The following is a 24819-nucleotide window of genomic DNA, read 5'->3' as shown; positions in this document are numbered from 1 at the left end:
ACTGCTGGCGCCGCTTCGCTCGCGCATCGACGGCTGGTTTCTCTCGCGCCGGCCGCCTTCGGACACGCTCGAGCTCACGCAGCGCAACGTCTATATCGTGCCGACGCCCGCGGGCTGGATGCTGGGCGCCACGCTGCTGCTGCTGCTGATCGCGTCGATCAACTACCAGCTCAACCTCGGCTATCTCCTGACCTTCCTGCTGGCCGGCAGCGTGGCGGTCGGCATGTATGTGTGCCATGCCACCCTGCGCGGGCTCGCGCTGCGCCTGATGACGCCCGATCCGCGCTATGCGGGTGCGGCCGCCGTGTTCCGCGTGGTGCTGCACAACGCCCGGCGCAGCACGCGCTACGGCATCGGACTGGCCGTGCGTCACAGCGGGCAATGGTCGTGGAGCGACGTGCCGGCCGAGGGCAGCGCAACGGTCGAGGTCGCCTTCAAGCCCGAACGCCGCGGTCTGCATCCGGTGCCGACGCTCACGGCCGAAACCCGTTTTCCGCTGGGCACCTTTCGCGTCTGGACGGTGTGGCGGCCGGCCTCGCAGGTGCTGGTCTACCCGGCCCCCGAGCCGAACCCGCCGCCGCTGCCGCCCGGCGAACCCCTGGCCGGGCAGGCGGCGGCGTCGATGCTGCGCGCGAACGTGGCCGGCGAGTACGACGGGGTGCGCGCATATCGGCGCGGGGACCCGCTGAAGCTCGTGGTGTGGAAGCGCGCGGCGCGGGCGCAGGCCACGGGCTCGGAAGAACTCGTGAGCCGCGACACGCAGCAGGCGCAGCGGCAGGAGCTGTGGCTGGACGCGCAATCTGCCGGCCTGCCCGGTTGGGAAGCGCGGCTGTCGCGGCTTTGCGCGTGGGTGCTGATGGCGGACCGGTTGGGCGTGGACTACGGGTTGCGGGTGGGCGGCAAGGTGGTTGCTCCTTCTCAGGGGGAGGCGCACAAGCGGCGGTGTCTGGAGGTGCTGGCCTTATGTTGACCAAGCTCCAATCGCTGCCCCGGGAAGCCAGAGACACCCTCTTCCTGCTCGGCGTGATCGCGCTCATCCTGCTGCCGCAGGTCCCCAACCTGCCCTGGTGGTGCAGCACCCTCACCGCCATCGTCCTGTTCTGGCGCGGCGTCCTGGCCGTGCAGGCCAAGCCGCTGCCCAGCAGATGGTGGCGCGCCGGCCTGCTCGCGGTCACGCTGGTCGCCACCTACGCCACGCATCGCACGCTGCTGGGCCGCGACGCCGGCGTCACGCTGATCGTGATCCTCCTTGCGCTCAAGACGCTGGAGCTGCGCGCCCGGCGCGACGCCTTCGTTATCTTCTTTCTGGGCTTCTTCACGATGCTCACGAACTTCTTCTACTCGCAGTCGCTGCCCACCGCCTTCGCGATGCTGCTGGCACTGCTGGGCCTCCTGACCGCGCTGGTCAACGCCCACATGCCGGTCGGCAAGCCGCCGCTCATGCAGGCGGCGCGCACCGCGGGCTGGATGGCGCTGCTCGGCGCACCGATCATGCTGGTGCTGTTCCTGCTGTTCCCGCGCATGGCGCCGCTCTGGGGCACGCCCAACGACGCGATGACCGGCCGCACCGGCCTGTCGAACACGATGCGCGTGGGCAGCATCGCGCAGCTCGCGCTCGACGACGGCATCGCGGCGCGCATCAGGTTCGACGGCAACCGCATCCCGGCACAGCGCGACCTGTACTTCCGCGGCCCGGTGCTGTCGCAGTTCGACGGCCGCGAATGGACATCGCCGCCGTTCTTCTCGCGCGGCTTCCTGCCGCAGAACCTGCGCGTGCGCGGGGACGCCATCGGCTACGAAGTCACGCTGGAGCCCAGCAACCGCCCCTGGCTGCTGACGCTCGATGCCGCGCCGGCCAAGCCGGAGTTGCCGGGCTACGAACTGTTCGGCACGCCCGAGCTGCAATGGGTCGCGAACCGGCCGATCGGCGACCTGGTGCGCTACCGCGCCCAGAGCTTCACGCAGTTCCAGAGCGGCCCGCAGCGCCGCACGGCCGCGTTGCAACCCTACGTGGCGTTGCCTCCGGGCTCGAACCCGCGCACGGCCGAACTGGCCGCGCAGATGAAGCGCGACCCGGCCCTCGCCGGCGCGGCCACGCCAGCCTTCGTGCAGGCCGCACTGCAACGGCTGCGCACGGGGGGCTACAGCTACACGCTCGAACCCGGTGTCTACGGCAACGACACCGCCGACGAGTTCTGGTTCGACAGGAAAGCCGGCTTCTGCGAACACATCGCCTCGGCCTTCGTGGTGCTGATGCGCGCGCTCGACATCCCCGCGCGCATCGTCACCGGCTACCAGGGCGGCGAGATCAACGGCGTCGACAACTTCTGGACGCTGCGCCACAGCGATGCGCACGCCTGGGCCGAGGTGTGGCAGGAAGGCGCGGGCTGGATACGCGTCGATCCGACCGGCGCCATCTCGCCGGACCGCGTCGGCCAGTTCCAGCGCCTCGCGCCGCAGCCGGGCCTCTTCGCCGGCGCGATCAACGGGATGAGCCCCACGCTGGCGCAGAACCTGCGCGCCGCCTGGGAAGCGGTCAACAACGGCTGGAACCAGTGGGTGCTCAACTACACGCAGAGCCGGCAGCTCGACCTGCTCAAGAACCTGGGCTTCGAAGCGCCGAGCCTGCAGGACCTGGCGACCGTGCTGCTCGTGCTGCTGGTCGTGGCCAGCCTGGCGGGCGCCGGCTGGACGCTGTGGGAACGCAGCCAGCACGACCCGTGGCTGCGCCTGCTCGGCCAGGCCCGTGCACGCATGAAGAAGGCAGGCATCGAGGTGCCCGACGCGATGCCGCCGCGCCAGATGGCGGCCCGGCTGGCCGAACGCTTCGGTGCCGGCGCGCAGGCGGCTGCGGACTGGCTGCTCAAGCTCGAGGCGCAGCGCTACGCCAGAACGCCCGGGCCGGCGCTGGCCGCGCTCAAGGCCGAGTTCCGCCGCCTGGCCTGGCCGCGCTGAAACCACATGTGTCCCGCACGAGCGCGCCGGGCACGGGCGGCACAATCGAGGCCATGCGCCTCCTTCTTTCGACCGCTCTTCCGCTGGCCCTCCTCCTGCTGACCGCCCCGCCCCCCGCATCGGCTCAGAAAGCCGTGCGCGGCGAGACGCCCTATGCCACGCGCGACGACGCGATGCAATTCGCCGACGACGTGGCCGAACGGCGCAACCTCGATCGCAAATGGGTGCGCGCGACCATCGGCAACGCACGGCTGCTGCCCAACGTGCCGCGCCTGATGCTGCCGGCACCCAGGGGCACGGCGAAGAACTGGCGCGTCTACCGCAGCCGCTTCATCGACCCGATCCGCATCGCGGCCGGCGTGCGCTTCTGGCGCGCCAATACCGACACGCTGGCGCGCGCCGAAGCCGAGTACGGCGTGCCGCCCGAGATCATCGTCGGCATCGTCGGCGTCGAGACCATCTACGGCCGCAACATGGGCAACTTCCGAGTCATCGATGCGCTGGCCACGCTGGCTTTCGATTTCCCCCAAGGCCATCCGCGCGCGGCCGAGCGCCAGGCCTTCTTCCGCGGCGAGCTCGAGAGCTTTCTCAGCACCGAAAGCCGCACCGCGGAAGATCCGATGATGCCGGTCGGCAGCTATGCGGGCGCGATGGGCATGCCGCAGTTCATGCCGAGCAGCATCGCCAAGTACGCGATCGACTTCGACGGCGACGGCCGCATCGACCTGGTCAACAACCCGGCCGACGTGATCGGTTCGGTGGCCAGCTATTTCAGGGCCTTCGGCTGGCAGCCGGGCATGCCGCCGATCTACCCGGTCGGCTTCGACGAGGCGCGGCTCAAAAAGGATGTGCTGATGGCGCCCGACATCCTGCCCAGCTTCAGCGCCGACGCGTTCGTGGCCGGCGGCGCCGTGCTCGAGGGCGAGGCGCTCACGCACAAGGGCCTGCTCGCGCTGATCGAGCTGCAGAACGGTGCCGACGCGCCGAACTACGTGGCCGGCACGCAGAACTTCTACGTGATCACGCGCTACAACTGGAGCAGTTACTACGCGATGTCGGTGATCGATCTCGGCCGCGAAGTCCGCACCGCGATGGGGCAGTAGCCATGGACGCCGGCGTGCGGCGCGCCTCGTGGATCGATGCTTGGCGCGACCTCGGCGTCGCTGCGCCCGACGAGGTGCTGCTGGCCAAGCTGCTGGCGCACTACAGCGAGCCGCATCGCGCCTACCACACGCTGCAGCACCTGGACGAATGCCTGGCCGGTCTCGCGCGCGAACGCAGCCATGCAGAGCGCCCGGCCGAGATCGCGCTCGCGCTGTGGTTCCACGACGCGACCTATGACGTGCACCGGCGCGACAACGAGGCGCGAAGCGCCGACTGGGCGCAAGCCGCGCTGCTGGCCGCCGGCGTCGCGGGCGATGCGGCCCGGCGCGTCCATGCGCTGGTGATGGCCACGCGCCACCACGCACAGCCCGAAGATGCCGATGCACAGTTGCTGGTCGACATCGACCTCTCGATCCTCGGCGCGCCTGCCGCGCGCTTTGCCGAGTACGAGCGGCAGATCCGCGCCGAGTACGCACATGTGCCGCCCGACGTCTTCGAGCTGCGACGGCGTGAAATTCTCGGCCGCTTCCTGGCGCGCGATCCGCTCTATCTCAGCGCATCGATCCGGGCGAAGCTGGAAGCCCAGGCGCGCATCAATCTGCAGCAAGCGATCGGCTGATCAGCCGCCAAAGCCGCCGCGTGCCACGACCTTGGCCGCGCGATCGACGACCACCGCTTCGCCCATCGCCACCGACTCGCCGGTGAAGGCCGTGATGTTGACCTGGTGCGTAACCCAGACCTCGAAAGTACCGGCCGGAATGCGCGCCAGTCCGTCGAGCAGGAGTTGCCGGTTGTTGGCCGAGATCTCAGTGCTGCCGAAGGTCGAGTTGAGAGGCGCCCACAGGGAATGGGCACCGAAGGCCAGGTCCGCCGTGTCCTTGCAACGGCACCACGCGCTGGAACGCACGGCGCCCGGTGCGAGGCCGCGGGCACGGAACCACTCGCCCGCCGCGCGGGCCTGCGTACGGCCCGCCTCGCTCAGGTTGCGCTGCGTGCTGCACTGGTCCAGCCTGAAGCCGGGCGGATCGCCGACGCCCTGCGTCGTCTGCGCGTGGCGCCACAGCAGCGCGCACCGGCCGGCACGCAGGCGCTCGGCCATCGCATCGGCACCCGTCTGGGCATGGGCACGGCCCAGAAGTGCCGCTGCAAGCAGGATGAATTCGCGTCTTCCAGGCATCGCGCGAGGCTAGCAAAGCGCGGTCGACCCCAAAGCAAAAAGGGCTGCTGCGCCTTCGCACAGCAGCCCTCGAAGCCTTGCGCTTCAGGCGCTCAGCGTGCCTTGCCTTCCTTCCAGGCGCTCAGCAGCTTGTTGTAGTCGATGGTCTCGCCCTTCGGCTTCTCGTTCGCCAGCTTCTTCCACGGCGCATGCTGGTCGCTCAGGTACTTGTTGGGATCGCCCTTGGCATTGAGCTTGGGCGCGCACTTGGCCATACCGGCGCGCTCCAGGCGGCCCATCACGTTGTCCATCTCGTCGGCCAGGTTGTCCATGGCCTTCTGCGGCGTCTTCTCGCCCGTCACCGCCTCGGCCACGTTCTTCCACCAGAGCTGCGCCAGCTTCGGATAGTCAGGCACGTTGGTGCCGGTCGGCGACCAGGCCACGCGCGCCGGGCTGCGATAGAACTCGACCAGGCCGCCCAGCTTGGGCGCCATGTCGGTCATCGCCTTCGACTGGATGTCGGACTCGCGGATCGGCGTCAGGCCCACGATGGTCTTCTTGAGCGAGGTGGTCTTGGAAGTGATGAACTGCGCATAGAGCCAGGCGGCGGCCGTGCGGTTCTCGTCGTGCGCAGAGAAGAAGGTCCACGAGCCGACGTCCTGGTAGCCGTTCTGCATGCCCTGCTTCCAGTACGGTCCGTTCGGGCCGGGCGCCATGCGCCACTTGGGCGTGCCGTCCGCGTTGACCACCGGCAGGCCGGCCTTGGTCATGTCGGCGGTGAAGGCCGTGTACCAGAAGATCTGCTGCGCGATCTGGCCCTGCGCGGGCACCGGGCCGGCTTCGCCGAAGGTCATGCCGGTGGCTTCCTTGGGCGCGTACTTCTTCATCCAGTCGATGTACTTGGTCAGCGCATAGACGGCCGCGGGCGAATTGGTCGCACCGCCGCGCGACACGCTGGCGCCCACCGGCGTGCACTTGTCGTCGCCGACGCGAATGCCCCACTCGTCGATCGGCAGGCCGTTGGGCGTTCCGATGTCGGCGGTGCCGGCCATCGAGAGCCAGGCATCGGTGAAGCGCCAGCCGAGCGACGGGTCTTTCTTGCCGTAGTCCATGTGGCCGTAGATCGGCTTGCCGTCGATGGTCTTCACGTCGACGCTGAAGAACTCGGCGATGTCCTCGTAGGCGCTCCAGTTGAGCGGCACGCCCAGGTCGTAGCCGTACTTGGCCTTGAACTTGTCCTTCAGGTCGGGGCGCGCGAACAGGTCGGCGCGGAACCAGTAGAGGTTGGCGAACTGCTGGTCGGGCAACTGGTAGAGCTTGCCGTCTGGACCGGTGGTGAACTTGGTGCCGATGAAGTCCTTGAGGTCGAGGCCCGGGTTGGTGTATTCCTTGCCCTTGCCGGCCATGTAGTCGGTCAGGTTCATGATCTTGCCGTAGCGGTAATGGGTACCGATCAGGTCGGAGTCGGAGACCCAGCCGTCGTAGATCGACTTGCCCGACTGCATCGAGGTCTGTAGTTTCTCGACCACGTCGCCTTCCTGGATCAGGTCGTGCTTGACCTTGATGCCGGTGATTTCCTCGAAGGCCTTGGCCATCGTCTTCGATTCGTACTCGTGCGTGGTGATGGTTTCGGACACCACCGAGATCTCCCTGACGCCCTTGGCCTGCAACTTCTTGGCGGCGTCGATGAACCATTTCATCTCGGCGGTCTGCTGGTCTTTGCTCAGGGTCGACGGCTGGAATTCGCTGTCGATCCACTTCTTGGCCTCCGGTTCTCCGGCCCAGGCGCTCTGCAAGGCAAAAGTCGCCGCTGCCAGTGCCAACGCTGTGTAGCGAATCTTCATGGATGTCTCCTCATGGTGCTTCCCGGTGTTGTGCAGATCCCGGCCCCGGGAAAGCGAAGAGCCGGACAGCTGAAGAAAGCGATTGCCGTCAGCCCTTGCGCATGATCAGCGCCAGCGCGAGCATCGACAGCACGAAGCTGATCCAGATCGACGGTTCGACCTCCAGGCTGAACCACTCCTGGAACAGGCCGGCCAGGCCGATGAAGGCCAGATTGATGTAGGCCGCGATGAGCAGCCCGATGAAGAGCCGGTCGCCGCGCGTGGTTTCCATCGGCAGCCAACCGCGGCGCAGGGTGGTCGGCGACTTGAATTCCCACACGGTCATGCCGACCAGCATCAGTGCGATGCAGCTGAAGAAAACGGCCACCGGCGTGGTCCAGACCATCCACTCGAACATTTTTCAGTCTCCTTAGACGCGTCCCATCGCGAAGCCCTTGGCGATGTAGTGGCGCACGAACCAGATCACGATCGCGCCCGGCACGATGGTCAGCACGCCCGCGGCCGCCAAGGTGGCCCAGTCCATGCCCGAGGCGCTCACCGTGCGCGTCATCGTGGCCACGATCGGCTTGGCGTTCACGCTGGTGAGCGTGCGGGCCAGCAGCAGCTCGACCCAGCTGAACATGAAGCAGAAGAAGGCCGCGACGCCGACGCCGGCCTTGATCAGCGGCAGGAAGATGGTGAGGAAGAAGCGCGGGAAGGAATAGCCGTCGATGTAGGCCGTCTCGTCGATCTCGCGCGGAATGCCGCTCATGAAGCCTTCCAGAATCCACACCGCCAGTGGCACGTTGAAGAGCAGGTGCGCCAGCGCCACACCCAGATGCGTGTCCATCAGCCCGACCGTGGTGTAGAGCTGGAAGAAGGGCAAGAGGAACACGGCCGGCGGCGTCATGCGGTTGGTGAGCAGCCAGAAGAACACGTGCTTGTCGCCGAGGAAGGAATAGCGCGAGAAGGCATAGGCCGCCGGCAACGCGACCGTAAGCGAGATCACCGTGTTGATGCCGACGTAGATCAGGCTGTTGATGTAGCCCGAGTACCACGATTCGTCGGTGAAGATGCGCGCGTAGTTGGCCCAGGTGAACTGCTGGGGGAAGAAAGAGAAGCTCGAAAGAATCTCCTCGTTGGTCTTGAAGCTCATGTTGACCATCCAGTAGATGGGCAGGAGCGCGAACAGGATGTAGAGCAGCAGGAAGACGCTGCGCTTGCGGAAGCGGCGTTCGTTCATTTCGTTTCCTCCACTTCCTGCGTGCCGACCCGCTGCATCCAGTTGTAGAGCACGAAACACAGCAGCAGAATGATCAGGAAATAGATCAGCGAGAAGGCGGCCGCCGGACCGAGGTCGAACTGGCCGACGGCCTTCTGCGTGAGGTACTGGCTCAGGAAGGTGGTCGCATTGCCCGGACCGCCGCCCGTCAGCACGAAGGGTTCGGTGTAGATCATGAAGCTGTCCATGAAGCGCAGCAGCACCGCGATCACCAGCACGCCGCGCATCTTGGGCAGCTGGATGTAGCGGAACACCGCGAACTTGCTTGCGCCGTCGATGCGCGCGGCCTGGTAGTAGGCATCGGGAATCGAGCGCAGCCCGGCGTAGCACAGCAGCGCGACCAGCGGCGTCCAGTGCCAGACGTCCATCACCAACACCGTGAGCCAGGCATCGCGCGCGTTGCCGGTGTAGCTGTAGTCGATGCCCAGCTTCTGCAGCGCCCAACCGAAGAGCCCGATGTCGGCACGCCCGAAGATCTGCCAGATGGTGCCGACCACGTTCCACGGAATCAACAGCGAGAGCGCGACCACCACCAGCACGGCCGATGACTTCCAGCCGGTCGATGGCATCGACAGCGCCAGGCAGATGCCCAGCGGGATCTCGACGACGAGCACGGCGAGCGAGAAGCCGAGCTGGCGCCACAGGGCTGCATGCAGCTCGTCGTCGCGCATCACCGCGGCGAACCATTCGGTGCCGACGAACACGCGCCGCTCGGGCGAGATGATGTCCTGCACCGAGTAGTTGACCACCGTCATCAGCGGCACGATGGCCGAAAAGGCCACGCACAGCAGCACCGGCAGCACCAGCCACCAGGCCTTCTGGTTGATGGGTTTCACGGTTCCGTTCATGCGACCAGCTCCTCATCGCGGTAATAGCAGGTGTGCTTGTCCACCACCTTGAGCCAGACCGGCTCGCCGACCGACGGCACCTGCGCATCGGAATGCAGCCGGGCCTTGAGCACGCTCTCGCCGATCTGCGCGCTGAGCATCTGGTGCGTCCCGACGTCCTGCAACTGCGTGACCGTGGCCCTCAATGCGCCGGGCGACTGGAGTTCGGCCAGCGCGAGGTATTCGGGCCGGATGCCGAGCTTGAGCGCGCCGTCGGGCAGCGCCCGCGGCAGCGCGAGCCGGTTGCCCGCGATCTCCAGCACGCCGCCCGCGCACTGCGCCGGCAGGAAGTTCATGCCCGGCGAACCGATGAAGTGGCCGACGAAGGTGTGGGCCGGCCGCTCGAACAGCGCCTCGGCGCTGCCCACCTGCACCGCCTTGCCGCGCGTCATGACGACCACCTCTTCGGCGAAGGTCAGCGCCTCGACCTGGTCGTGCGTGACGTAGATCAGCGTGAGCTTGAGCTCGCGGTGGATCTGCTTGAGCTTGCGCCGCAGCTGCCACTTGAGGTGCGGATCGATCACGGTCAGCGGCTCGTCGAAGAGCACCGCCGACACGTCGCTGCGCACCAGCCCGCGGCCGAGCGAGATCTTCTGCTTGGCATCGGCCGCGAGGTTGGCGGCGCGCTGGTTGAGCTGACCGCTCATGTCGAGCATCTCGGCGATCTCGCCCACCCGCCTCTTGATCTGCTCGGCTGGCAGCTGCCGGTTGCGCAGCGGGAAGGCGAGGTTCTCGGCCACGGTCATGGTGTCGTAGATCACCGGGAACTGGAACACCTGCGCGATGTTGCGCTGCTGCGGCGTCTCCAGCGTCACGTCGCGGCCGTTGAAGCGCACGCTGCCCTGCGAGGGCGCGAGCAGGCCCGAGATGATGTTGAGCATGGTGGTCTTGCCGCAGCCCGAGGGGCCGAGCAAGGCGTAGGCGCCGCCGTCGCGAAAGCTCATCTTGAGCGGCAGCAGCGCATAGTCGCTGTCCTCCCTCGGGTTGGGGCGATAGGCATGGGCCAGGTCGAGGTCGATACGGGCCATGTCAGTCTCCCTTCCGGCGCCAGGCCGGCGCCACCGCGAGCCGCTCGCCGGCGTCGAACACGTAGGCCTGCGAGGCCGCGAAGTACAAGGTGATCGCCGTGCCGAGTTCGAAGCGGTGCACCCCGGTCAGTTGCGCCACCAGTTCGCCCACCAGCGTCTCGGCGTGGACGAAGGTGTCGGAGCCAGAGATCTCGGCCAGTTCGACCTTGCCGGGCAGGGCGATGTCGCCCTCCCCCGCGTTCACGTTCAGCGCACTCGCGCGCAGGCCGATGGTCACGGCGCCTTCGACACCCGCCGGCAGCGCGATCGGCAGCAGCGGCCCGCCTTCGAGTTGCACGCCGCCGGCGACCACGCGGCCGGCCAGCAGGTTCATCGGCGGGTCGCTGAAGGCGCGCGCCACGCGCAGCGACTGCGGCGCATGGAACACCTCGGCGGTCGGCCCGTACTGCAGCAGCTCGCCGGCATCCATCACCGCGGTGTAGCCGCCCAGCAGCAGGGCCTCCCCAGGTTCGGTGGTGGCGTAGATCACGGTCGAGTCGCCGGTGGCGAAGAGCTGCGTGAGTTCTTCGCGCAGGCCTTCGCGCAGCTTGTAGTCGAGGTTGACCAGCGGCTCGTCGAGCAGCATCAGCGGCGCGTTCTTGGCCAGCGCGCGCGCCAGCGCCACGCGCTGCTGCTGGCCGCCCGAGAGTTCGGCCGGATAGCGGTCGAGGAACATGCCGATGTGCAGCTTGTCGGCCAGCTCGCGCACCTTCGCATCGACGTTCTTCTCGCCCCGCAGCTTGAGCGGCGAGCCGATGTTCTCGCCCACCTTGAGCGAGGGGTAGTTGATGAACTGCTGGTAGACCATCGCCACGTTGCGCTCGCGCACCGGCACGCCGGTCACGTCCTTGCCGTCGACCTGCACCTTGCCTTCGGTCGGCGTGTCGAGGCCGGCCATCAGCCGCATCAGGCTGGTCTTGCCGGCCTGCGTGGCGCCCAGCAGCACGGTCACCGCACCATGCTTCGGCGCGATGCTCTGCGGGTAGAGCCAGGTCTGGGCGCCCACCTTCTTGGTGACGCGCTCGAGTGTCAGTTGCATGCAGCAATTCCTTCTTGCGAACTCGTGTTGATCTCCATCCAGGTACCGACCTGCTCGCGCTCCTGGCGCGTGAGGTGCAGGCCCAGCTTGGAGCGGCGCCAGAGCACGTCGTCGCCGCTGCAGGCCCACTCCTCGTTGTGCAGATAGCGCAGCTCGCGCTCGTGCAGGCCGGGTGCCACGGCGGCGCCGAGGTCGGCCATCGATTGCGCATCGCCGATCACGTTCGAGATGCGGGCGCCGTAGGCGCGCGCGAGCCGGCGCGCCAGCGCGGCATCGAGCCACGGGTACTTCGAGCCAACCGCTGCCACGAAGCGTTCGAAATCGTCATCGGGCCGCGCGGCGGTACCGATCCAGCCCGACAGGTCGCCGCCCGCGAGAAAGGCGCCTTCGGTCCATGCCGGCCGCGCATCGCCGAGCATCCGGCCCACCTCGTCGGCCGCGTCTTCGGCGAGCTTGCGAAAGGTCGTGATCTTGCCGCCCCACACAGACAGCAGCGGTGCGGCACCGGTGTTGCTTTCGAGCAGGTAGTCGCGCGTGACGGCCGAGGGGTCGCCCGAGTCGTCGTCGAGCAGCGGCCGCACGCCCGAGTAAGTCCAGACCACGTCGGCCGGCACGATGGGCTTCTCGAAGTAGCGGCTGGCCTGGGTGCAGAGGTAGTCGATCTCGTCCGCGCCGATGCGCGCCGCGCCAGGGTCGTCGCCGTTCAGCTCGATGTCGGTGGTGCCGATCAGCGTGAAATCGTCCTGGTAGGGAATCGCGAAGATGATCCGCTTGTCGGGGTTCTGGAAGATGTAGGCGTGGTCGTGCTTGAAGAGGCGTGGCACCACGATGTGGCTGCCCTTGACCAGCCGCAGGTGCCGCGTGGCCAACGCCTCGCCCTTGGCCGCGTGGGCCACGCCGCGCAAGAAGGATTCGGCCCAGGGCCCCGCCGCATTGACCACGGCGCGCGCGCGCACGGTGCGCTGGGCGCCGTCCGCGGATTCGAGCAGAGCGGTCCAGCCATCGACATCGCGGCGCGCGCTCACGCAGCGCGTGCGGGTCAGCACCTCGGCCCCCTTGGCGCGCGCATCGAGCGCATTGAGCACCACCAGCCGCGCGTCATCGACCCAGCCGTCGGAGTAGACGAAGCCGCGTTTGAACTGCGGCTTGAGCGGCTCGCCGGCCGCGTGGCTGCGCAGGTCAATAGCGCGCGAGCCCGGCAGCACCTCGCGCTTGGCCAGGTGGTCGTACATGAAGAGGCCGATACGCACCATCCAGGCCGGCCGCATGGAGGGATCGTGCGGCATCACGAAACGCAGCGGCCACATGATGTGCGGCGCGCTCTTGAGCAGCACCTCGCGTTCCTGCAAGGCCTTGCGCACCAGCGAGAACTCGTAGTACTCGAGGTAGCGCAGACCGCCGTGGATCAGCTTGGTGGACGACGAGGAGGTGTGCGCCGCGAGATCGTCCTTCTCGCACAGCAGCACGCGAAAGCCGCGGCCCGCCAGATCGCGCGCGATGCCGCAGCCGTTGATGCCGCCGCCGACGATGAGCACGTCGCAGTCGGTGATGGCGGCGGAGGTGGACGGGGGGATGGCGCTCACAACGGACGGAGGGATGGACCCGTGAATTTGTTCACTTATTTCGCCTGAGGCGTTTTCGTATTTTTTCATTTTGATTCCTTAATGCGCGATTTCCCTTGGCGTTAACCCTTAAGTCCATTCGTTTTCTTTCGCTTTAAAGTAACGCGCCCCGCGCTCTCTTCCATGTCAGTGAACTCCAACCCCCGCCAACTCAAGCTGCTCAACACCGTCCGCGCCCGCGGCTCGATCACGGTCGAACAGCTGGCCGAGATGCTCGAAGTGACGCTGCAGACCGTGCGCCGCGACGTGCAGCGACTGGCCGACGAAGGCCTGCTGACGCGCTTCCATGGCGGTGTGCGGGTGCCGAGCTCGACCACCGAGAACATCGGCTACCAGCAGCGCGAAACGCTCAATGCCGAAGGCAAGGCGCGCATCGCGCGCGCCGTGGCCGCGCGGGTGCCGAACGACTGTTCGCTGATCCTCAACATCGGCACCACCACCGAGGCGATCGCGAAGGCGCTGCTGCGCCACACCGGGCTGCGCGTGATCACCAACAACCTGAACGTCGCGACCATCCTGAGCGACAACCCGAACTGCGAAGTGATCGTCGCGGGCGGCTCGGTGCGGCTGCGCGACCGCGCGATCGTGGGCGAGGCGACGGTCGATTTCATCCGTCAGTTCAAGGTCGACATCGCGCTGATCGGCGTTTCCAGCATCGAGGACGATGGCACGCTGCGCGACTTCGACCTGCGCGAGGTGAAGGTGGCGCAGACCATCATTGCGCAGGCGCGCGAGGTCTGGCTCGCGGCCGACGCGAGCAAGTTCAACCGCCCTGCCATGATCGAGCTGGCGAAGCTGTCGCAGATCGATTGCCTTTTTACCGACGCCGAGCCGCCGCCGCCTTTTCCGGAGCTGCTCGAGCGCGCACAGGTGCGCTGCGAGATCGCATCAAAGGACCATTGAGATGACCTACCTGCTCGCCCTCGACCAGGGCACGTCGAGCTCCCGCAGCATCGTCTTCGATCGCGAAGGCCGCATCGTCGCCATCGCCCAGCAAGAGCTCACGCAGATCTACCCGCAGCCCGGCTGGGTCGAGCACGACCCGGTGGAGATCTGGACCAGCCAGCTCGCGACCGCGCGCGAGGTGCTCGCTAAAGCGAAGCTCACAGCGAGCGACATCCACGCGCTGGGCATCACCAACCAGCGCGAAACCACCGTGCTGTGGAACCGCAAGACCGGCCAGCCTGTGCACCACGCCATCGTCTGGCAGGACCGGCGCGCCGAGCCGCTGTGCGCACGGCTGCGCGAAGACGGCATGACCGACACCATCCGCGACAAGACCGGTCTCGTGATCGACGCCTACTTCTCCGGCACCAAGCTGCGCTGGCTGCTCGACAACGTGCCCGGCGCACGCGCCGCGGCCGAGCGCGGCGAGCTGGCCTTCGGCACCGTCGACAGCTGGCTGATCTGGCAACTGACCGGTGGCAAGGTGCATGTGACCGACGTAAGCAACGCCTCGCGCACCATGCTCTTCAATGTCCGCAGCAACCAGTGGGATGCCGATCTGCTGAAGGCGCTGGACATCCCCGCCTCGCTGATGCCCGAGGTGAAGCCTTCGAGCGCGCACTTTGCCGACACCGACGCGGGCCTGTTCGAGCGCAGCCTGCCCGTCGGCGGCGTGGCGGGCGACCAGCAAAGCGCCCTCTTCGGCCAGGCCTGCTTCGAGGCCGGCATGGCCAAGAACACCTATGGCACCGGCTGCTTCCTGTTGATGCACACCGGCGGCGCCTTCCAGCCTTCGCAGAACGGCCTGCTCGTGACCAGCGCGGCGCAGACCAGCGCCCAGCCGCAGTACGCGATGGAAGGCAGCGTGTTCGTCGGCGGCGCGGTAGTGCAGTGGCTGCGCGACGGCTTGAAGGCCATCCAGGGCAGCGCACAGGTGCAGGCGCTGGCCGAGAGCGTGCCCGATGCGGGCGGCGTGATGATGGTGCCGGCCTTTACCGGCCTCGGCGCGCCCTACTGGAACGCCGACGCGCGCGGCACCATCACCGGCCTCACGCGCGGCACCACCGTCGCGCACATCGCGCGCGCGGCGCTGGAGAGCATTGCTTATCAGAGCGCCGCGCTGCTGCAGGCCATGAGCCGCGATGCGGTCGCCGCGGGCGGCACGCCGGTGGCGGAGTTGCGCGTCGACGGCGGCGCGGCCGTCAACGATCTGCTGATGCAGTTCCAGGCGGATCTGCTAGGGATTCCGGTGGTACGGCCGGAGGTCATCGAGACCACGGCGCTCGGTGCGGCTTACCTGGCAGGACTCTCGACCGGCGTGTACCGCGACCTGAGTGAGTTGTCGAAGCAGTGGCGCGTCGAACGGCGCTTCATGCCTACCCTGAGCCGGGTGAAGGCTGAGGAGAAGATGGAGCGGTGGGAGCTGGCGGTGCGGAGGGCGACGCTGGTTTGATGCCATGACCCCGATCGAGAACACCGAGGACCGCTATGGCGCTGTTGCGATCCTGCTCCACTGGTTGATGGCTTTTCTTGTCATCGGACTTTTGGCATTGGGCATCTACATGGTCACGCTTCCAGATGTCGGCTTCAATACAAAAAAGATCACGCTGATTCTCTACCACAAGGAGCTTGGCTTGCTGGTACTCGTCTTGCTCGCGGTGCGCTTGGGCTGGCGTTTGACGAATGTGCTCCCGCAACTGGTTGCACACCTGCCTGATTGGCAAAAAATCGCCGCCCGATTCGTCCATCTCTCCTTTTACGCACTGATGTTCGTCTTGCCGATGACTGGTTGGCTCATGTCTTCCGCCGCTGGCATCCCGGTATCGTTCTTTGGCTTGTTCACGCTGCCTGATTTCCTTCCTCGCGACGACCATCTGTTTCAGCGACTCATCGATGTCCACAAGTGGCTCGCTTATGTGCTCGTGCTTGTCATATTCGTCCATGTGGGCGCGGCACTGAGGCATCATTTCGTATTCAAGGACGATACTTTGCGCAAAATGCTGCCCTAACCCGCTTTCTCGACCACGAACCTGGCGAGTTCCCGCAATACTTTCCTCGCAGCCTCATTGGCCGCCGCGACCCCGGCGGAGGGATTTCTCTCCCGCAAGGGTTCGCGCACCGACACTTCCTTGGTCGCGATAACCCGATTCATTGCCTCGCGACTTAGATGGAAGCGTATCGTGAGCTGCAGTATCGCCGGGTCTGAAGTGAAGTCCTGCTTGAGCTCCAGGATTTCGGTGCGAAGAGCGAAAGTGTGGCGACCAAAATGAGGAGGCGACCGGACCTCGCTGAAATAGTGCGTATTCGAAATTGTCTTGACGATCAGAGGCAGCATCATCTGCGCTGGTGTTTCCGCCCATTCATTCCGACTGAAATACGCGATTTGATGGGCCTGGGTGGTATAGGCCATTTGCGTCGTGCCATAGACCGGATGGGTCTCGGGAACCAGAACCAACAGGGTCGCGGAGCGAGTCCGTTCGTTGGGCAGGTCGAGTGGGATGCTGCTCAGCACATGTTTCTTGGCGGCAGTATCGACCGGCGACAACAGGGCACAGCCCGAAAGCAGGATGGCACATAGCGCAACCAGCGCCGCCCTCGCCATACTTCCCTTCATTTTTCTTCCCCGGGCCCAAGCGGTGGAGGCCTGGTGCCGCGAATCAAGATCGACGGGTCTCGATTGATCCTGGTCGCCACGCCGGAGAGGGAACTGGACAGCGCATCGAGATTGGACAGAGTCTTGTGAGCCTCAGGCAGGATTTGCGTCTGAAGCGCTCTCACTGTGTCATGACTCGATTCCAGCAGAGGCTCCAGACGATGACTCGCGCGCTCGGTATTGGCAACGATCGAGTTCAGCTTCCTGGCATTTTCTGCCAGTACCTTGGTTACTTGCTGCAAGCTGTCGACCGATTGCTTCAGCGATGCGATGGTCTTCTCGTCGAATGTCGATTGCAGCAGCTCAGTGACGGCTTGGACATTCTCGTTCATCTGAGTCAGCGTCCCATCGAGCGTCATTGATTTCGACGGCGCCGTCGGTATTGTCGGATAAAGTTCGCCCGGCCGTGCTGCCAGCGGCCGCGAATCGATGCCGACGTCTTCGATAGCAATGTAAACGTAGCCGGTGAATCCTCGCGAAGCGAGTCCACGCGAGGTGATCGTGGCGACGCTGGCCGAGGTAATCGGAGCGGTCTTGTCGATACTCAACAAAATACTCACTGAATTCGACCGGACCAGCTTGACGCTTTTCACCCTTCCCACATCAACGCCGTGGAATTCGACAGGAGCATCGGCAATGAGGCCGGAGACGGACTCCTCGGTAGAAATCTGATAGTTCACATAATCGCTTACGGAAACAAAATACCAGATTGCCCCAGCGAGAATCGACACAAGCAGGAACGCCACGAACGCAAGTCGCGCCTTCGTGTTGACATCGTTTTTCATCGCGCATTGCCTCCATGGCTAGCCCGCACATCGCCGGCCAAATAGGCGCTTGGGCCGGTGCCAGCCTAGTCCGTCATCCCTGCAATTGCCACGCGATGCGAAGATTGCATTTTCGACCTGTTGGCGGGCGAGCCTCAACCCCTCGCCACGCAAGGACATCCCCTACCTATATTCCCCACCCGTGATCCCGACCGGTGTGACCAGTGAACTGGTCCTTGGAACCTCGGATCTCGACATCTCCGGCGGCGATGCGCTCACAGCGGATCCGTCGGCATTCGACAAGCAGCCGAAGACCGGCAACTTCTCGCACCGAAGCGCGTACTGGCAGAAAGTCAGCCAAGCCGGCTATCGCCTGGTCGTTGATGAAACTCCATACGGATGGAGAGGCGATCAGTACGCGATCTTCGCGGTTCCGGAAGCAACGAAGTCCGACGATTTCATCGCGCAGGTAGGCGACGATGACCCGCGAAACCAGAACACGATTCGCCCGATGCGTCGCTCGCCGACTGGGCGCGAAAGGAACCCTGTAACCACGAACTGCTCGGTCAAATTCGCAAGCAGTACCGTTTGGCCGAGCCGACGATGGCCGCGTACTATCAGGGCCGCTTTGGCCGCTCGAAGGTAGAGTCACGGCGCATGGCGGCCTATGCGCTGGACATCATGTTCCGCTCGCACTATGTGTTTCATAGGGAACGGCACGATGCACCCAACAATGAATCACCATCGAATCCGTGGCGGACCGGAAAGTCTGCTTTGAATCGCCCATCGGTGTTTAGAGTCGGTCCTACAGGTCGATGAACTTGCGCCCACAGCGCGCCGTAGTCGCCGACTCGCAGTCGAAAAATGCTCAGTGCCCAGGCACCAAAAAGTCCTGACTGATCCGCCACCCCAACTCATTCACCCGATCGAGAAACTGCGTCAGATAGGCATGCAGTCCCGTCGCCAGAATCTCATCGACCCGCGCGTACTGCAAATCGGCCAGCAGCTTCCCCGCACGCCGCTGCGTCTCCGCGCTCTGGTCGTTCTGCACCTTCGCAAGATTGCTCACCACTTCGACCAGGCTCGCATGCAGCGAACGCGGCATGTCGGCGCGCAGGATCAGGAGCTCGGCCACGCGTTCAGGCTTGATCACGTCGCGGTACACCTTGCGGTAGACCTCGAAGGCCGAGACGCTGCGCAGGATCGCGCTCCAGTGATAGAAGTCGTACTCCTGGTCTTCCTCGGTGGCGGTGCCGAAGAACTCGCTGTTGAGCGCATGGAACTTCACGTCGACCAGGCGTGCCGTGTTGTCCGCGCGCTCCAGGAAGGTGCCCAGGCGCGAGAAGTGGAAGGCCTCGTCCTGCAGCATGGTGCCCAGGGTCACGCCGCGCGAGAGGTGCGAGCGGAACTTGACCCATTCGAAGAACTGGCCCGGGTCGCGCTCGAATTCGCCGGCGCGCAGCATGCGGTTGACCTCGAGCCAGGTCGTGTTCTGCGTCTCCCAGGCTTCGGTGGTGAGCGCGCCGCGCACGGCCCGCGCGTTCTCGCGCGCGGCTCGGAGGCACGAAAGGATCGACGAGGGATTGGACTCGTCCTTGACCATGAACTCCATCACCTCGTCGGGCACGATGTGCTCGTGCTTTTCGTTGAACAGGGGCAGCAGCTCGCTGATGGAGAGCAGGCCCTGCCAGCCGTACTTGGCAACCTCGGCCGATTGCGGCAAGAGCGAGGTCTGGTAGTTGACGTCGAGCATGCGCGCGGTGTTTTCGGCCCGCTCGGTGTAGCGCGACATCCAGTAGAGGTGATCGGCGGTGCGTGACAACATGCTGTGGTGCTCCCCTGATCAACCCACTTGGGTTTGCGATTGCGATTGCGACTGCGATTCCGAGCGCGGCTTGGTGCGACGGTCCCCTTCGAGAATCCAGGTGTCCTTGGTGCCGCCTCCCTGCGACGAATTGACGACCAGCGAGCCCTCCTTGAGCGCGACGCGCGTGAGGCCGCCGGGCACCATCTGCACTTCCTTGCCCGAGAGCACGAAGGGGCGCAGGTCGATGTGGCGCGGCGCGATGCCGGCCTCCACGAAGGTGGGCGAGGTCGACAGGCTCAAGGTGGGCTGCGCGATGTAGCCGTCGGGCTTGGCGAGCACGGCTTTCTTGAAGTCCTCGATCTCGGCATGCGTCGCCGCCGGGCCGATCAGCATGCCGTAGCCGCCGGCGCCGTGCACTTCCTTGACCACCAGGTCCTTCATGTTGGCCAGCGTGTAGTCGAGTTCCTCCTTGTTGCGGCACATGTAGGTGGGCACGTTCTTGAGGATCGGCTTCTCGCCGAGGTAGAACTCGATCATCTTCGGCACGTAGGGGTAGATCGACTTGTCGTCCGCCACGCCGGTGCCGACCGCATTGCAGATCACGACGTTGCCCTCGCGGTAGGCGCGCATGAGGCCGGCGCAACCGAGCGTCGACGTGGGGCGGAACACCTCGGGGTCGAGGAAGTCGTCGTCGACGCGGCGGTAGATCACGTCGACGCGCCGCGGGCCGCGCGTGGTGCGCATGTAGACGAAGTCGTCCTTGACGAAGAGGTCCTGCCCTTCGACCAGCTCCACGCCCATCTGCTGCGCGAGGAAGGCATGCTCGAAGTAGGCGCTGTTGTACATGCCGGGTGTGAGCACCACCACGGTGGGCTCGGCGGTCGCGGGCGGCGCGGAGGCGCGCAGGGTTTCGAGCAGCAGGTCGGGATAGTGCGCCACCGGCGCGACGCGGTTCTGGCTGAACAGCTCGGGGAAGAGCCGCATCATCATCTTGCGGTTCTCCAGCATGTAGCTCACGCCGCTGGGAACCCGCAGGTTGTCTTCGAGCACGTAGTACTCGCCGTTGCCGGCCGCGTCCGGCGCGCGCACGATGTCGATGCCGGAGATGTGCGAGTAGATGTCGTTGGGCACCTTCACGCCCACCATCTCGGGGCGGTACTGCGCGTTGTTGAAGATCTGCTCTGAGGGGACCACGCCGGCCTTGACGATCTCCTGCCCGTGGTAGACGTCGTGGATGAAGCGGTTGAGCGCGGTCACGCGCTGCACCAGCCCCTTCTCCATGCTTTCCCACTCGTGCGCGGGAATGATGCGCGGCAGCAGGTCGAAGGGGATCAGGCGCTCGGTGCCCGAACCGTCCTCGTCCTTCGCGCCGTACACGGCAAAGGTGATGCCGACCCGGCGGAAGATCATTTCCGCCTCCTCGCGCCGCGATCGCATCACCTCGCCGGGCTGCTTCGCGAGCCATTGGTCGTAGCGCTTGTAGTGGTTTCGGACCGCTGCGCCATGGTAGGGCAGCTGCTCGTACATCTCGTCGAATTTGTGCATGGGACGACCAATCTCCTTGGGCGTAGCTTAGCAAGTTCAGGGCCAGTGCTTCTAGGGAACAACGTGGTGCCAGTAGCGTTTCGCGGTCCGGCGCTGGCATTCGCGGGGGCACGCGCGGCATGCCGCGGTCGTTACCGCCGGCCCCAGCGCGCCGATTCGAGGTCGAAGAGAAGCGCACAGCGCCATCGCCGCGCTGCGGCATCTGCGAAACGATGCCCACCACCTGCAGGTCGCGCCCCTCGAGCGCGGGCGCCAGCGCATCACCCGCATAGGCGGTCGCGCGCCAGCCCGCGAGGCCGGCGCCGGCCATCGCGCCGAGCAGCAGCATGGCCAGGGCCGAGCGTCGCAATCCCCGCAGCAACAGCCCGCCGGCGACCGCGGCCAACAGCACCCCGGCGTAAACACCACCATGTCACAGCGCCGCCTGCTGCAACTGCAGCGCAGCGCCCAGCACCGAGCCGGCCATGGCGGCAAAGAAAGCCAGGCCGCGCGGCTCCCCGCCCGGCGTCACGCAACGATCCCTGATGACATGCTGCAATCGCTCCCTTACACGCTCTCTGTGGCGCGCTAATTGCTAACCGTGTGGGCTAGTATGCGTCTCACTCCGAGGCAACCTCGACGTTCCGAGAAAAAATGTCCATCCACGCCGCTCTCCACCACGTCACCCACTACAAGTACGACCGCCCGGTGCAATTGGGACCGCAGGTGATCCGCCTGCGCCCCGCGCCGCATTGCCGCAGCAACGTGATCTCGTATTCGTTGCGCGTCGAGCCCGAGCAGCACTTCATCAACTGGCAGCAGGACCCGTTCGCGAACTACCAGGCGCGGCTGGTGTTCCCCGAGAAGACGCGCGGGTTCAAGGTCACGGTCGACCTCGTGGTCGAGATGGCGGTCTACAACCCCTTCGACTTCTTCCTCGAGCCGCAGGCCGAGAACTTCCCTTTCAAGTACACCGAATCGCAGGCGCAGGAACTCGCGCCCTACCTCGTGGCCGACCCTGCCACGCCGCTGGTCGCGGCCTACCTCGAGAAGATCGACCGCAAGACGAAGCGCACCATCGACTTCCTCGTCGGCCTCAACCAGCAGGTGCAGAAGGACGTCGGCTACCTGATCCGCATGGAGCCCGGCGTGCAGACGCCCGAGCAGACGCTGGCCAATGCCTCCGGTTCCTGCCGCGATTCGGGCTGGCTGCTGGTGCAGCTGTTGCGCCATTGCGGCCTGGCGGCGCGCTTCGTTTCGGGCTACCTGATCCAGCTCACGCCCGACGTGAAGGCGCTCGACGGCCCCAGCGGCACCACGGTCGACTTCACCGACCTGCACGCCTGGTGCGAGGTCTATCTGCCCGGCGCCGGCTGGATCGGGCTCGACGCCACCTCGGGCCTGATGGCCGGCGAAGGCCACATCCCGCTGGCCTGCACGCCCACACCTTCGAGTGCGGCGCCGATCGAAGGCGCGGTCGACGAGGCCGAGGTCGAATTCGCCCACGAGATGAAGGTCACGCGCATCCACGAATCGCCGCGCGTGACCAAGCCCTATACCGACGATCAATGGGCCGAGGTGCTGGCGCTCGGCGAGGCAGTCGACGCGCGCCTGAATGCTGGCGACGTGCGCCTCACGATGGGCGGCGAGCCGACCTACGTCGCCACCAGCGACCGCGACGCGCCCGAATGGAACACCGATGCGCTCGGCCCGACCAAGCGCGGCTACGCGACCGAGCTCGTGCACAAGCTGCGCGCCGAATACGGCCAGGGCGGCTTCCTTCATTTCGGCCAGGGCAAGTGGTACCCGGGCGAACAGCTGCCGCGCTGGGCGCTGTCGATCTTCTGGCGCGCCGACGGCCAGCCGCTGTGGCACAAGCCCGAGCTCTTCGCCGACGAACGCACGCCCACCCACTACACGAGCGAAGACGCGCGCCGCTTCACCAGCGCGCTCGCGCACAAGCTCGGCCTCACCGACCGCTTCGTGCAGCCAGGCTACGAAGACGTCTACTACTACCTCTGGCGCGAGCGCCGGCTGCCGGTGAACGTCGACCCCTTCGATTCGAAGCTCGACGACGAGCTGGAACGCGTGCGCCTGCGCCGCGTGTTCACGCAGAAGCTTGATGCGGTGATCGGCTACATGCTGCCGATCGAGGCCGCGAACGCCGACACCGATGCGCCGGCGCTCGCCGGACCGGGCTGGAAGACCGGCCCCTGGTTCCTGCGCGACGACCGCATGTACCTGGTCCCCGGCGATTCGCCGATGGGCTACCGCCTGCCACTCGATTCGCAACCCTGGGTCAGCAAGGGCGACTATCCCTACCTGGTGGAGCGCGACCCCACCGCGCCGCGCGCGCCGCTGCCCGCCTCCACCCTTTTCCGTGCGCGCTATGAAGGCGGGCTCGCCGGCGCGCCGGTCGATCTGGGCGCCGTGCCCTACGACTTCGGCGTACCGCAGCAGGCGCCGTCCGCGCTGCGCTTCCAGGCCGCGCACGGCAACCCGGCGGCGGCACGCGCTGCCGCGGCCTCCTCCGATCCGACCGCGACCCGCGAGCCGCGGCGCGGCGAATCGGCCCACTGGATCACGCGCAGCGCGCTGTGCGTGGAGGTGCGCGACCCGCGCCGCGCCAACGGGCCGGCGGCCGAGAAGGTGGGGAGCGCCTCGGGCGTGCTCTACGTTTTCATGCCGCCGCTGGCGCGGCTGGAGGATTACCTCGATCTCGTCGCCGCGGTCGAAGCCACGGCCGAGCAGCTGGGCGTGCAGATCGTGATCGAAGGCTACCCGCCGCCGCGCGATCCGCGCCTCAAGATGCTGCAGGTCACGCCCGACCCCGGCGTGATCGAGGTCAACATCCATCCCGCGCACAACTGGCGCGAGCTGGTCGATCACACCGAGTTCCTCTACAACGCGGCCTTCGAGACGCGCCTGTCGGCCGAGAAGTTCATGACCGACGGCCGCCACACCGGCACCGGCGGCGGCAACCACTTCGTGCTGGGCGGCGCCACGCCGGCCGACAGCCCCTTCCTGCGCCGGCCCGAGCTGCTCGCGAGCCTCTTGCTCTACTGGCACAACCACCCGTCGCTGAGCTATCTGTTCTCGGGCATGTTCATCGGCCCGACCAGCCAGGCGCCGCGCGTCGACGAGGCGCGCAACGACCAGCTCTACGAGCTCGAGATCGCGCTCAGGGAAATCGCGCGCAACCGCGAGATCCACGGCCAGAACATGCCGGCCTGGATGGTGGATCGCACGCTGCGCAACATCCTGGTCGACGTCACCGGCAACACGCATCGCAGCGAGTTCTGCATCGACAAGCTCTACTCGCCCGACTCCGCCACCGGCCGCCTCGGCCTGCTGGAGCTGCGCGCCTTCGAGATGCCACCGCACGCGCGCATGAGCATCGCGCAGCAGCTGCTCCTGCGCGCCTTCATCGCCCGCTTCTGGGACGAGCCCTACAAGGCACCCGCCACGCGCTGGGGCACCGAACTGCACGACCGCTTTCTCTTGCCGACCTTCGTCAAGATGGATTTCGAGGACGTCATCAGCGAGATGCGGCAGGCCGGCTTCGCCTTCGATCCGGACTGGTTCGCGCCGCATTTCGAGTTCCGCTTCCCGCTGGTGGGCCAGGTCCAGGCCATGGGCGTGGAGCTGTCGCTGCGCAACGCGCTCGAGCCCTGGCACGTGATGGGCGAGGAAGGCTCGGCCGGCGGCACGGTGCGCTATGTCGACTCCTCGCTCGAACGCATCGAGGTGCGCGTGACCGGCCTCAACGAAAGCCGCCACGTCGTCACCGTCAACGGCCAGGTGCTGCCGCTGCAGCCCACCGGCACGGTCGGCGAATTCGTGGCCGGCATCCGCTACAAGGCCTGGAATCCACCCTCGGCGCTGCATCCCAGCATCGGCGTCCATGCGCCGCTCACCTTCGACCTGGTCGACACCTGGATGAAGCGCTCGCTCGGCGGTTGCCAGTACTTCGTCGCGCATCCGGGCGGGCTCAGCTACGAGAGCTTCCCGGTCAACGCCAACGAGGCCGAAAGCCGGCGCCATTCGCGCTTCTCGCGCATGGGCCATACCCCCGGCCTGCTGCGCACGCCACCGGCGACGATCGAACTTGCTGGAAGCCGCGAGTTCCCGTTCACGTTGGATTTGAGACGAGGATGAGCCCACCCCAGGCTTCGCGCACTTCGTGTCGCG

General features: G+C 66.2%; 21 protein-coding genes. 9 read left to right on the top strand and 12 right to left on the bottom strand.

Annotated elements, in window-relative coordinates; genetic code table 11:
* Position 1 precedes the first annotated feature (1 nt).
* The 4 genes from ACSQ89_RS10705 to ACSQ89_RS10690 are packed head-to-tail and all read left to right on the top strand — an operon-like array spanning position 2 to position 4678.
* Positions 2-970, top strand: coding sequence for a DUF58 domain-containing protein (locus ACSQ89_RS10705; protein WP_436290821.1), 969 nt, complete (start codon positions 2-4; stop codon positions 968-970).
* The gene (locus ACSQ89_RS10700; RefSeq protein WP_436290560.1) at positions 964-2955 is read left to right on the top strand and encodes a transglutaminaseTgpA domain-containing protein; all 1992 of its coding nucleotides are present in this window, start codon (positions 964-966) and stop codon (positions 2953-2955) included. Before ACSQ89_RS10705 ends, ACSQ89_RS10700 begins: the two co-directional genes overlap by 7 nt.
* Before the next feature lie 53 nt (positions 2956-3008).
* Positions 3009-4058, top strand: coding sequence for a lytic murein transglycosylase B (mltB, locus tag ACSQ89_RS10695; RefSeq protein ID WP_436290561.1), 1050 nt, complete (start codon positions 3009-3011; stop codon positions 4056-4058).
* A gap of 2 nt (positions 4059-4060) precedes the next feature.
* Complete coding sequence (locus ACSQ89_RS10690) at positions 4061-4678, top strand: HD domain-containing protein (protein WP_436290562.1); 618 nt, start codon at positions 4061-4063, stop codon at positions 4676-4678.
* On the opposite strand, the gene ACSQ89_RS10685 is transcribed toward ACSQ89_RS10690, so the two are convergent.
* From ACSQ89_RS10685 to glpD, 8 genes are all read right to left on the bottom strand, one after another.
* Positions 4679-5236, bottom strand: a complete 558-nt coding sequence (locus ACSQ89_RS10685) for a histidine phosphatase family protein (RefSeq protein ID WP_436290563.1) — start codon at positions 5234-5236, stop codon at positions 4679-4681.
* Between the two features lie 92 nt (positions 5237-5328).
* Positions 5329-7059, bottom strand: a complete 1731-nt coding sequence (locus ACSQ89_RS10680) for an ABC transporter substrate-binding protein (protein ID WP_093102636.1) — start codon at positions 7057-7059, stop codon at positions 5329-5331.
* An 88-nt stretch (positions 7060-7147) separates the two neighbouring features.
* Positions 7148-7456 carry a DUF2160 domain-containing protein gene (locus ACSQ89_RS10675; protein WP_093102634.1) on the bottom strand — a complete coding sequence of 103 codons (309 nt, stop codon included), beginning with the start codon at positions 7454-7456 and terminating at the stop codon, positions 7148-7150.
* Between the two features lie 12 nt (positions 7457-7468).
* The gene (locus ACSQ89_RS10670) at positions 7469-8281 is read right to left on the bottom strand and encodes a carbohydrate ABC transporter permease (RefSeq protein ID WP_093102633.1); all 813 of its coding nucleotides are present in this window, start codon (positions 8279-8281) and stop codon (positions 7469-7471) included.
* Positions 8278-9168, bottom strand: a complete 891-nt coding sequence (locus ACSQ89_RS10665; RefSeq protein ID WP_436290564.1) for a carbohydrate ABC transporter permease — start codon at positions 9166-9168, stop codon at positions 8278-8280. The genes ACSQ89_RS10670 and ACSQ89_RS10665 overlap by 4 nt, the downstream gene beginning before the upstream one ends.
* Positions 9165-10235, bottom strand: a complete 1071-nt coding sequence (locus ACSQ89_RS10660) for an ABC transporter ATP-binding protein (protein WP_093102630.1) — start codon at positions 10233-10235, stop codon at positions 9165-9167. Before ACSQ89_RS10660 ends, ACSQ89_RS10665 begins: the two co-directional genes overlap by 4 nt.
* A 1-nt stretch (position 10236) precedes the next feature.
* Positions 10237-11313 (bottom strand): ABC transporter ATP-binding protein, encoded by a 1077-nt coding sequence (locus ACSQ89_RS10655; RefSeq protein WP_436290565.1) that lies wholly within the window; start codon positions 11311-11313, stop codon positions 10237-10239.
* Entirely contained in the window at positions 11304-12965 is a 1662-nt protein-coding gene (glpD, locus tag ACSQ89_RS10650; RefSeq protein ID WP_436290566.1) for a glycerol-3-phosphate dehydrogenase, read from the bottom strand. Before glpD ends, ACSQ89_RS10655 begins: the two co-directional genes overlap by 10 nt.
* 99 nt (positions 12966-13064) lie before the next feature.
* Between glpD and ACSQ89_RS10645 the strand changes: the two genes are divergently transcribed.
* The 3 genes from ACSQ89_RS10645 to ACSQ89_RS10635 are packed head-to-tail and all read left to right on the top strand — an operon-like array spanning position 13065 to position 15889.
* Positions 13065-13838 (top strand): DeoR/GlpR family DNA-binding transcription regulator, encoded by a 774-nt coding sequence (locus tag ACSQ89_RS10645; protein WP_093102690.1) that lies wholly within the window; start codon positions 13065-13067, stop codon positions 13836-13838.
* Between the two features lies 1 nt (position 13839).
* Complete coding sequence (glpK, locus tag ACSQ89_RS10640; protein ID WP_436290567.1) at positions 13840-15333, top strand: glycerol kinase GlpK; 1494 nt, start codon at positions 13840-13842, stop codon at positions 15331-15333.
* Between the two features lie 4 nt (positions 15334-15337).
* On the top strand, positions 15338-15889 hold the full coding sequence (locus ACSQ89_RS10635; RefSeq protein ID WP_436290568.1) for a cytochrome b: 552 nt from the start codon (positions 15338-15340) through the stop codon (positions 15887-15889).
* Here ACSQ89_RS10635 and ACSQ89_RS10630 read toward each other — a convergent pair.
* Entirely contained in the window at positions 15886-16494 is a 609-nt protein-coding gene (locus ACSQ89_RS10630; RefSeq protein ID WP_436290569.1) for an ABC-type transport auxiliary lipoprotein family protein, read from the bottom strand. The two genes, ACSQ89_RS10635 and ACSQ89_RS10630, sit on opposite strands and share 4 nt — an antisense overlap.
* The gene (locus ACSQ89_RS10625; RefSeq protein ID WP_436290570.1) at positions 16491-17318 is read right to left on the bottom strand and encodes an MlaD family protein; all 828 of its coding nucleotides are present in this window, start codon (positions 17316-17318) and stop codon (positions 16491-16493) included. Before ACSQ89_RS10625 ends, ACSQ89_RS10630 begins: the two co-directional genes overlap by 4 nt.
* Before the next feature lie 181 nt (positions 17319-17499).
* Here ACSQ89_RS10625 and ACSQ89_RS10620 point away from each other — a divergent pair, with 181 nt between their 5' ends.
* Complete coding sequence (locus tag ACSQ89_RS10620; protein ID WP_436296179.1) at positions 17500-17943, top strand: hypothetical protein; 444 nt, start codon at positions 17500-17502, stop codon at positions 17941-17943.
* Between the two features lie 222 nt (positions 17944-18165).
* Here ACSQ89_RS10620 and ACSQ89_RS10615 read toward each other — a convergent pair whose 3' ends face one another.
* Both ACSQ89_RS10615 and ACSQ89_RS10610 read right to left on the bottom strand, forming a co-directional pair.
* Entirely contained in the window at positions 18166-19122 is a 957-nt protein-coding gene (locus ACSQ89_RS10615) for an alpha-E domain-containing protein (protein WP_093102619.1), read from the bottom strand.
* An 18-nt stretch (positions 19123-19140) separates the two neighbouring features.
* Positions 19141-20649: a circularly permuted type 2 ATP-grasp protein gene (locus ACSQ89_RS10610; protein WP_093102618.1), complete on the bottom strand. Its 1509-nt coding sequence runs from the start codon at positions 20647-20649 to the stop codon at positions 19141-19143.
* Between the two features lie 633 nt (positions 20650-21282).
* Here ACSQ89_RS10610 and ACSQ89_RS10605 point away from each other — a divergent pair.
* A complete protein-coding gene (locus ACSQ89_RS10605; protein ID WP_436290572.1) occupies positions 21283-24786 on the top strand; it encodes a DUF2126 domain-containing protein in 3504 nt (1167 codons plus the stop codon).
* The last annotated feature ends 33 nt before the right edge of the window (positions 24787-24819 follow it).

Origin of the sequence: Variovorax sp. LjRoot175 (assembly GCF_964253805.1) — a bacterium.
Lineage (GTDB): Bacteria > Pseudomonadota > Gammaproteobacteria > Burkholderiales > Burkholderiaceae_C > Variovorax.
This window is presented reverse-complemented; position numbering and strand designations above follow the sequence as displayed.

Bases quoted from the DNA above. Each gene is read 5' to 3' on its own strand.
- ACSQ89_RS10700 (WP_436290560.1), top strand. From the start codon at position 964: ATGTTGACCAAGCTCCAATCGCTGCCCCGGGAAGCCAGAGACACCCTC.
- mltB (WP_436290561.1), top strand. From the start codon at position 3,009: ATGCGCCTCCTTCTTTCGACCGCTCTTCCGCTGGCCCTCCTCCTGCTG.
- ACSQ89_RS10690 (WP_436290562.1), top strand. From the start codon at position 4,061: ATGGACGCCGGCGTGCGGCGCGCCTCGTGGATCGATGCTTGGCGCGAC.
- ACSQ89_RS10685 (WP_436290563.1), bottom strand. From the start codon at position 5,236: ATGCCTGGAAGACGCGAATTCATCCTGCTTGCAGCGGCACTTCTGGGC.
- ACSQ89_RS10680 (WP_093102636.1), bottom strand. From the start codon at position 7,059: ATGAAGATTCGCTACACAGCGTTGGCACTGGCAGCGGCGACTTTTGCC.
- ACSQ89_RS10675 (WP_093102634.1), bottom strand. From the start codon at position 7,456: ATGTTCGAGTGGATGGTCTGGACCACGCCGGTGGCCGTTTTCTTCAGC.
- ACSQ89_RS10670 (WP_093102633.1), bottom strand. From the start codon at position 8,281: ATGAACGAACGCCGCTTCCGCAAGCGCAGCGTCTTCCTGCTGCTCTAC.
- ACSQ89_RS10665 (WP_436290564.1), bottom strand. From the start codon at position 9,168: ATGAACGGAACCGTGAAACCCATCAACCAGAAGGCCTGGTGGCTGGTG.
- ACSQ89_RS10660 (WP_093102630.1), bottom strand. From the start codon at position 10,235: ATGGCCCGTATCGACCTCGACCTGGCCCATGCCTATCGCCCCAACCCG.
- ACSQ89_RS10655 (WP_436290565.1), bottom strand. From the start codon at position 11,313: ATGCAACTGACACTCGAGCGCGTCACCAAGAAGGTGGGCGCCCAGACC.
- glpD (WP_436290566.1), bottom strand. From the start codon at position 12,965: ATGAAAAAATACGAAAACGCCTCAGGCGAAATAAGTGAACAAATTCAC.
- glpK (WP_436290567.1), top strand. From the start codon at position 13,840: ATGACCTACCTGCTCGCCCTCGACCAGGGCACGTCGAGCTCCCGCAGC.
- ACSQ89_RS10635 (WP_436290568.1), top strand. From the start codon at position 15,338: ATGACCCCGATCGAGAACACCGAGGACCGCTATGGCGCTGTTGCGATC.
- ACSQ89_RS10630 (WP_436290569.1), bottom strand. From the start codon at position 16,494: ATGAAGGGAAGTATGGCGAGGGCGGCGCTGGTTGCGCTATGTGCCATC.
- ACSQ89_RS10625 (WP_436290570.1), bottom strand. From the start codon at position 17,318: ATGAAAAACGATGTCAACACGAAGGCGCGACTTGCGTTCGTGGCGTTC.
- ACSQ89_RS10615 (WP_093102619.1), bottom strand. From the start codon at position 19,122: ATGTTGTCACGCACCGCCGATCACCTCTACTGGATGTCGCGCTACACC.
- ACSQ89_RS10610 (WP_093102618.1), bottom strand. From the start codon at position 20,649: ATGCACAAATTCGACGAGATGTACGAGCAGCTGCCCTACCATGGCGCA.
- ACSQ89_RS10605 (WP_436290572.1), top strand. From the start codon at position 21,283: ATGTCCATCCACGCCGCTCTCCACCACGTCACCCACTACAAGTACGAC.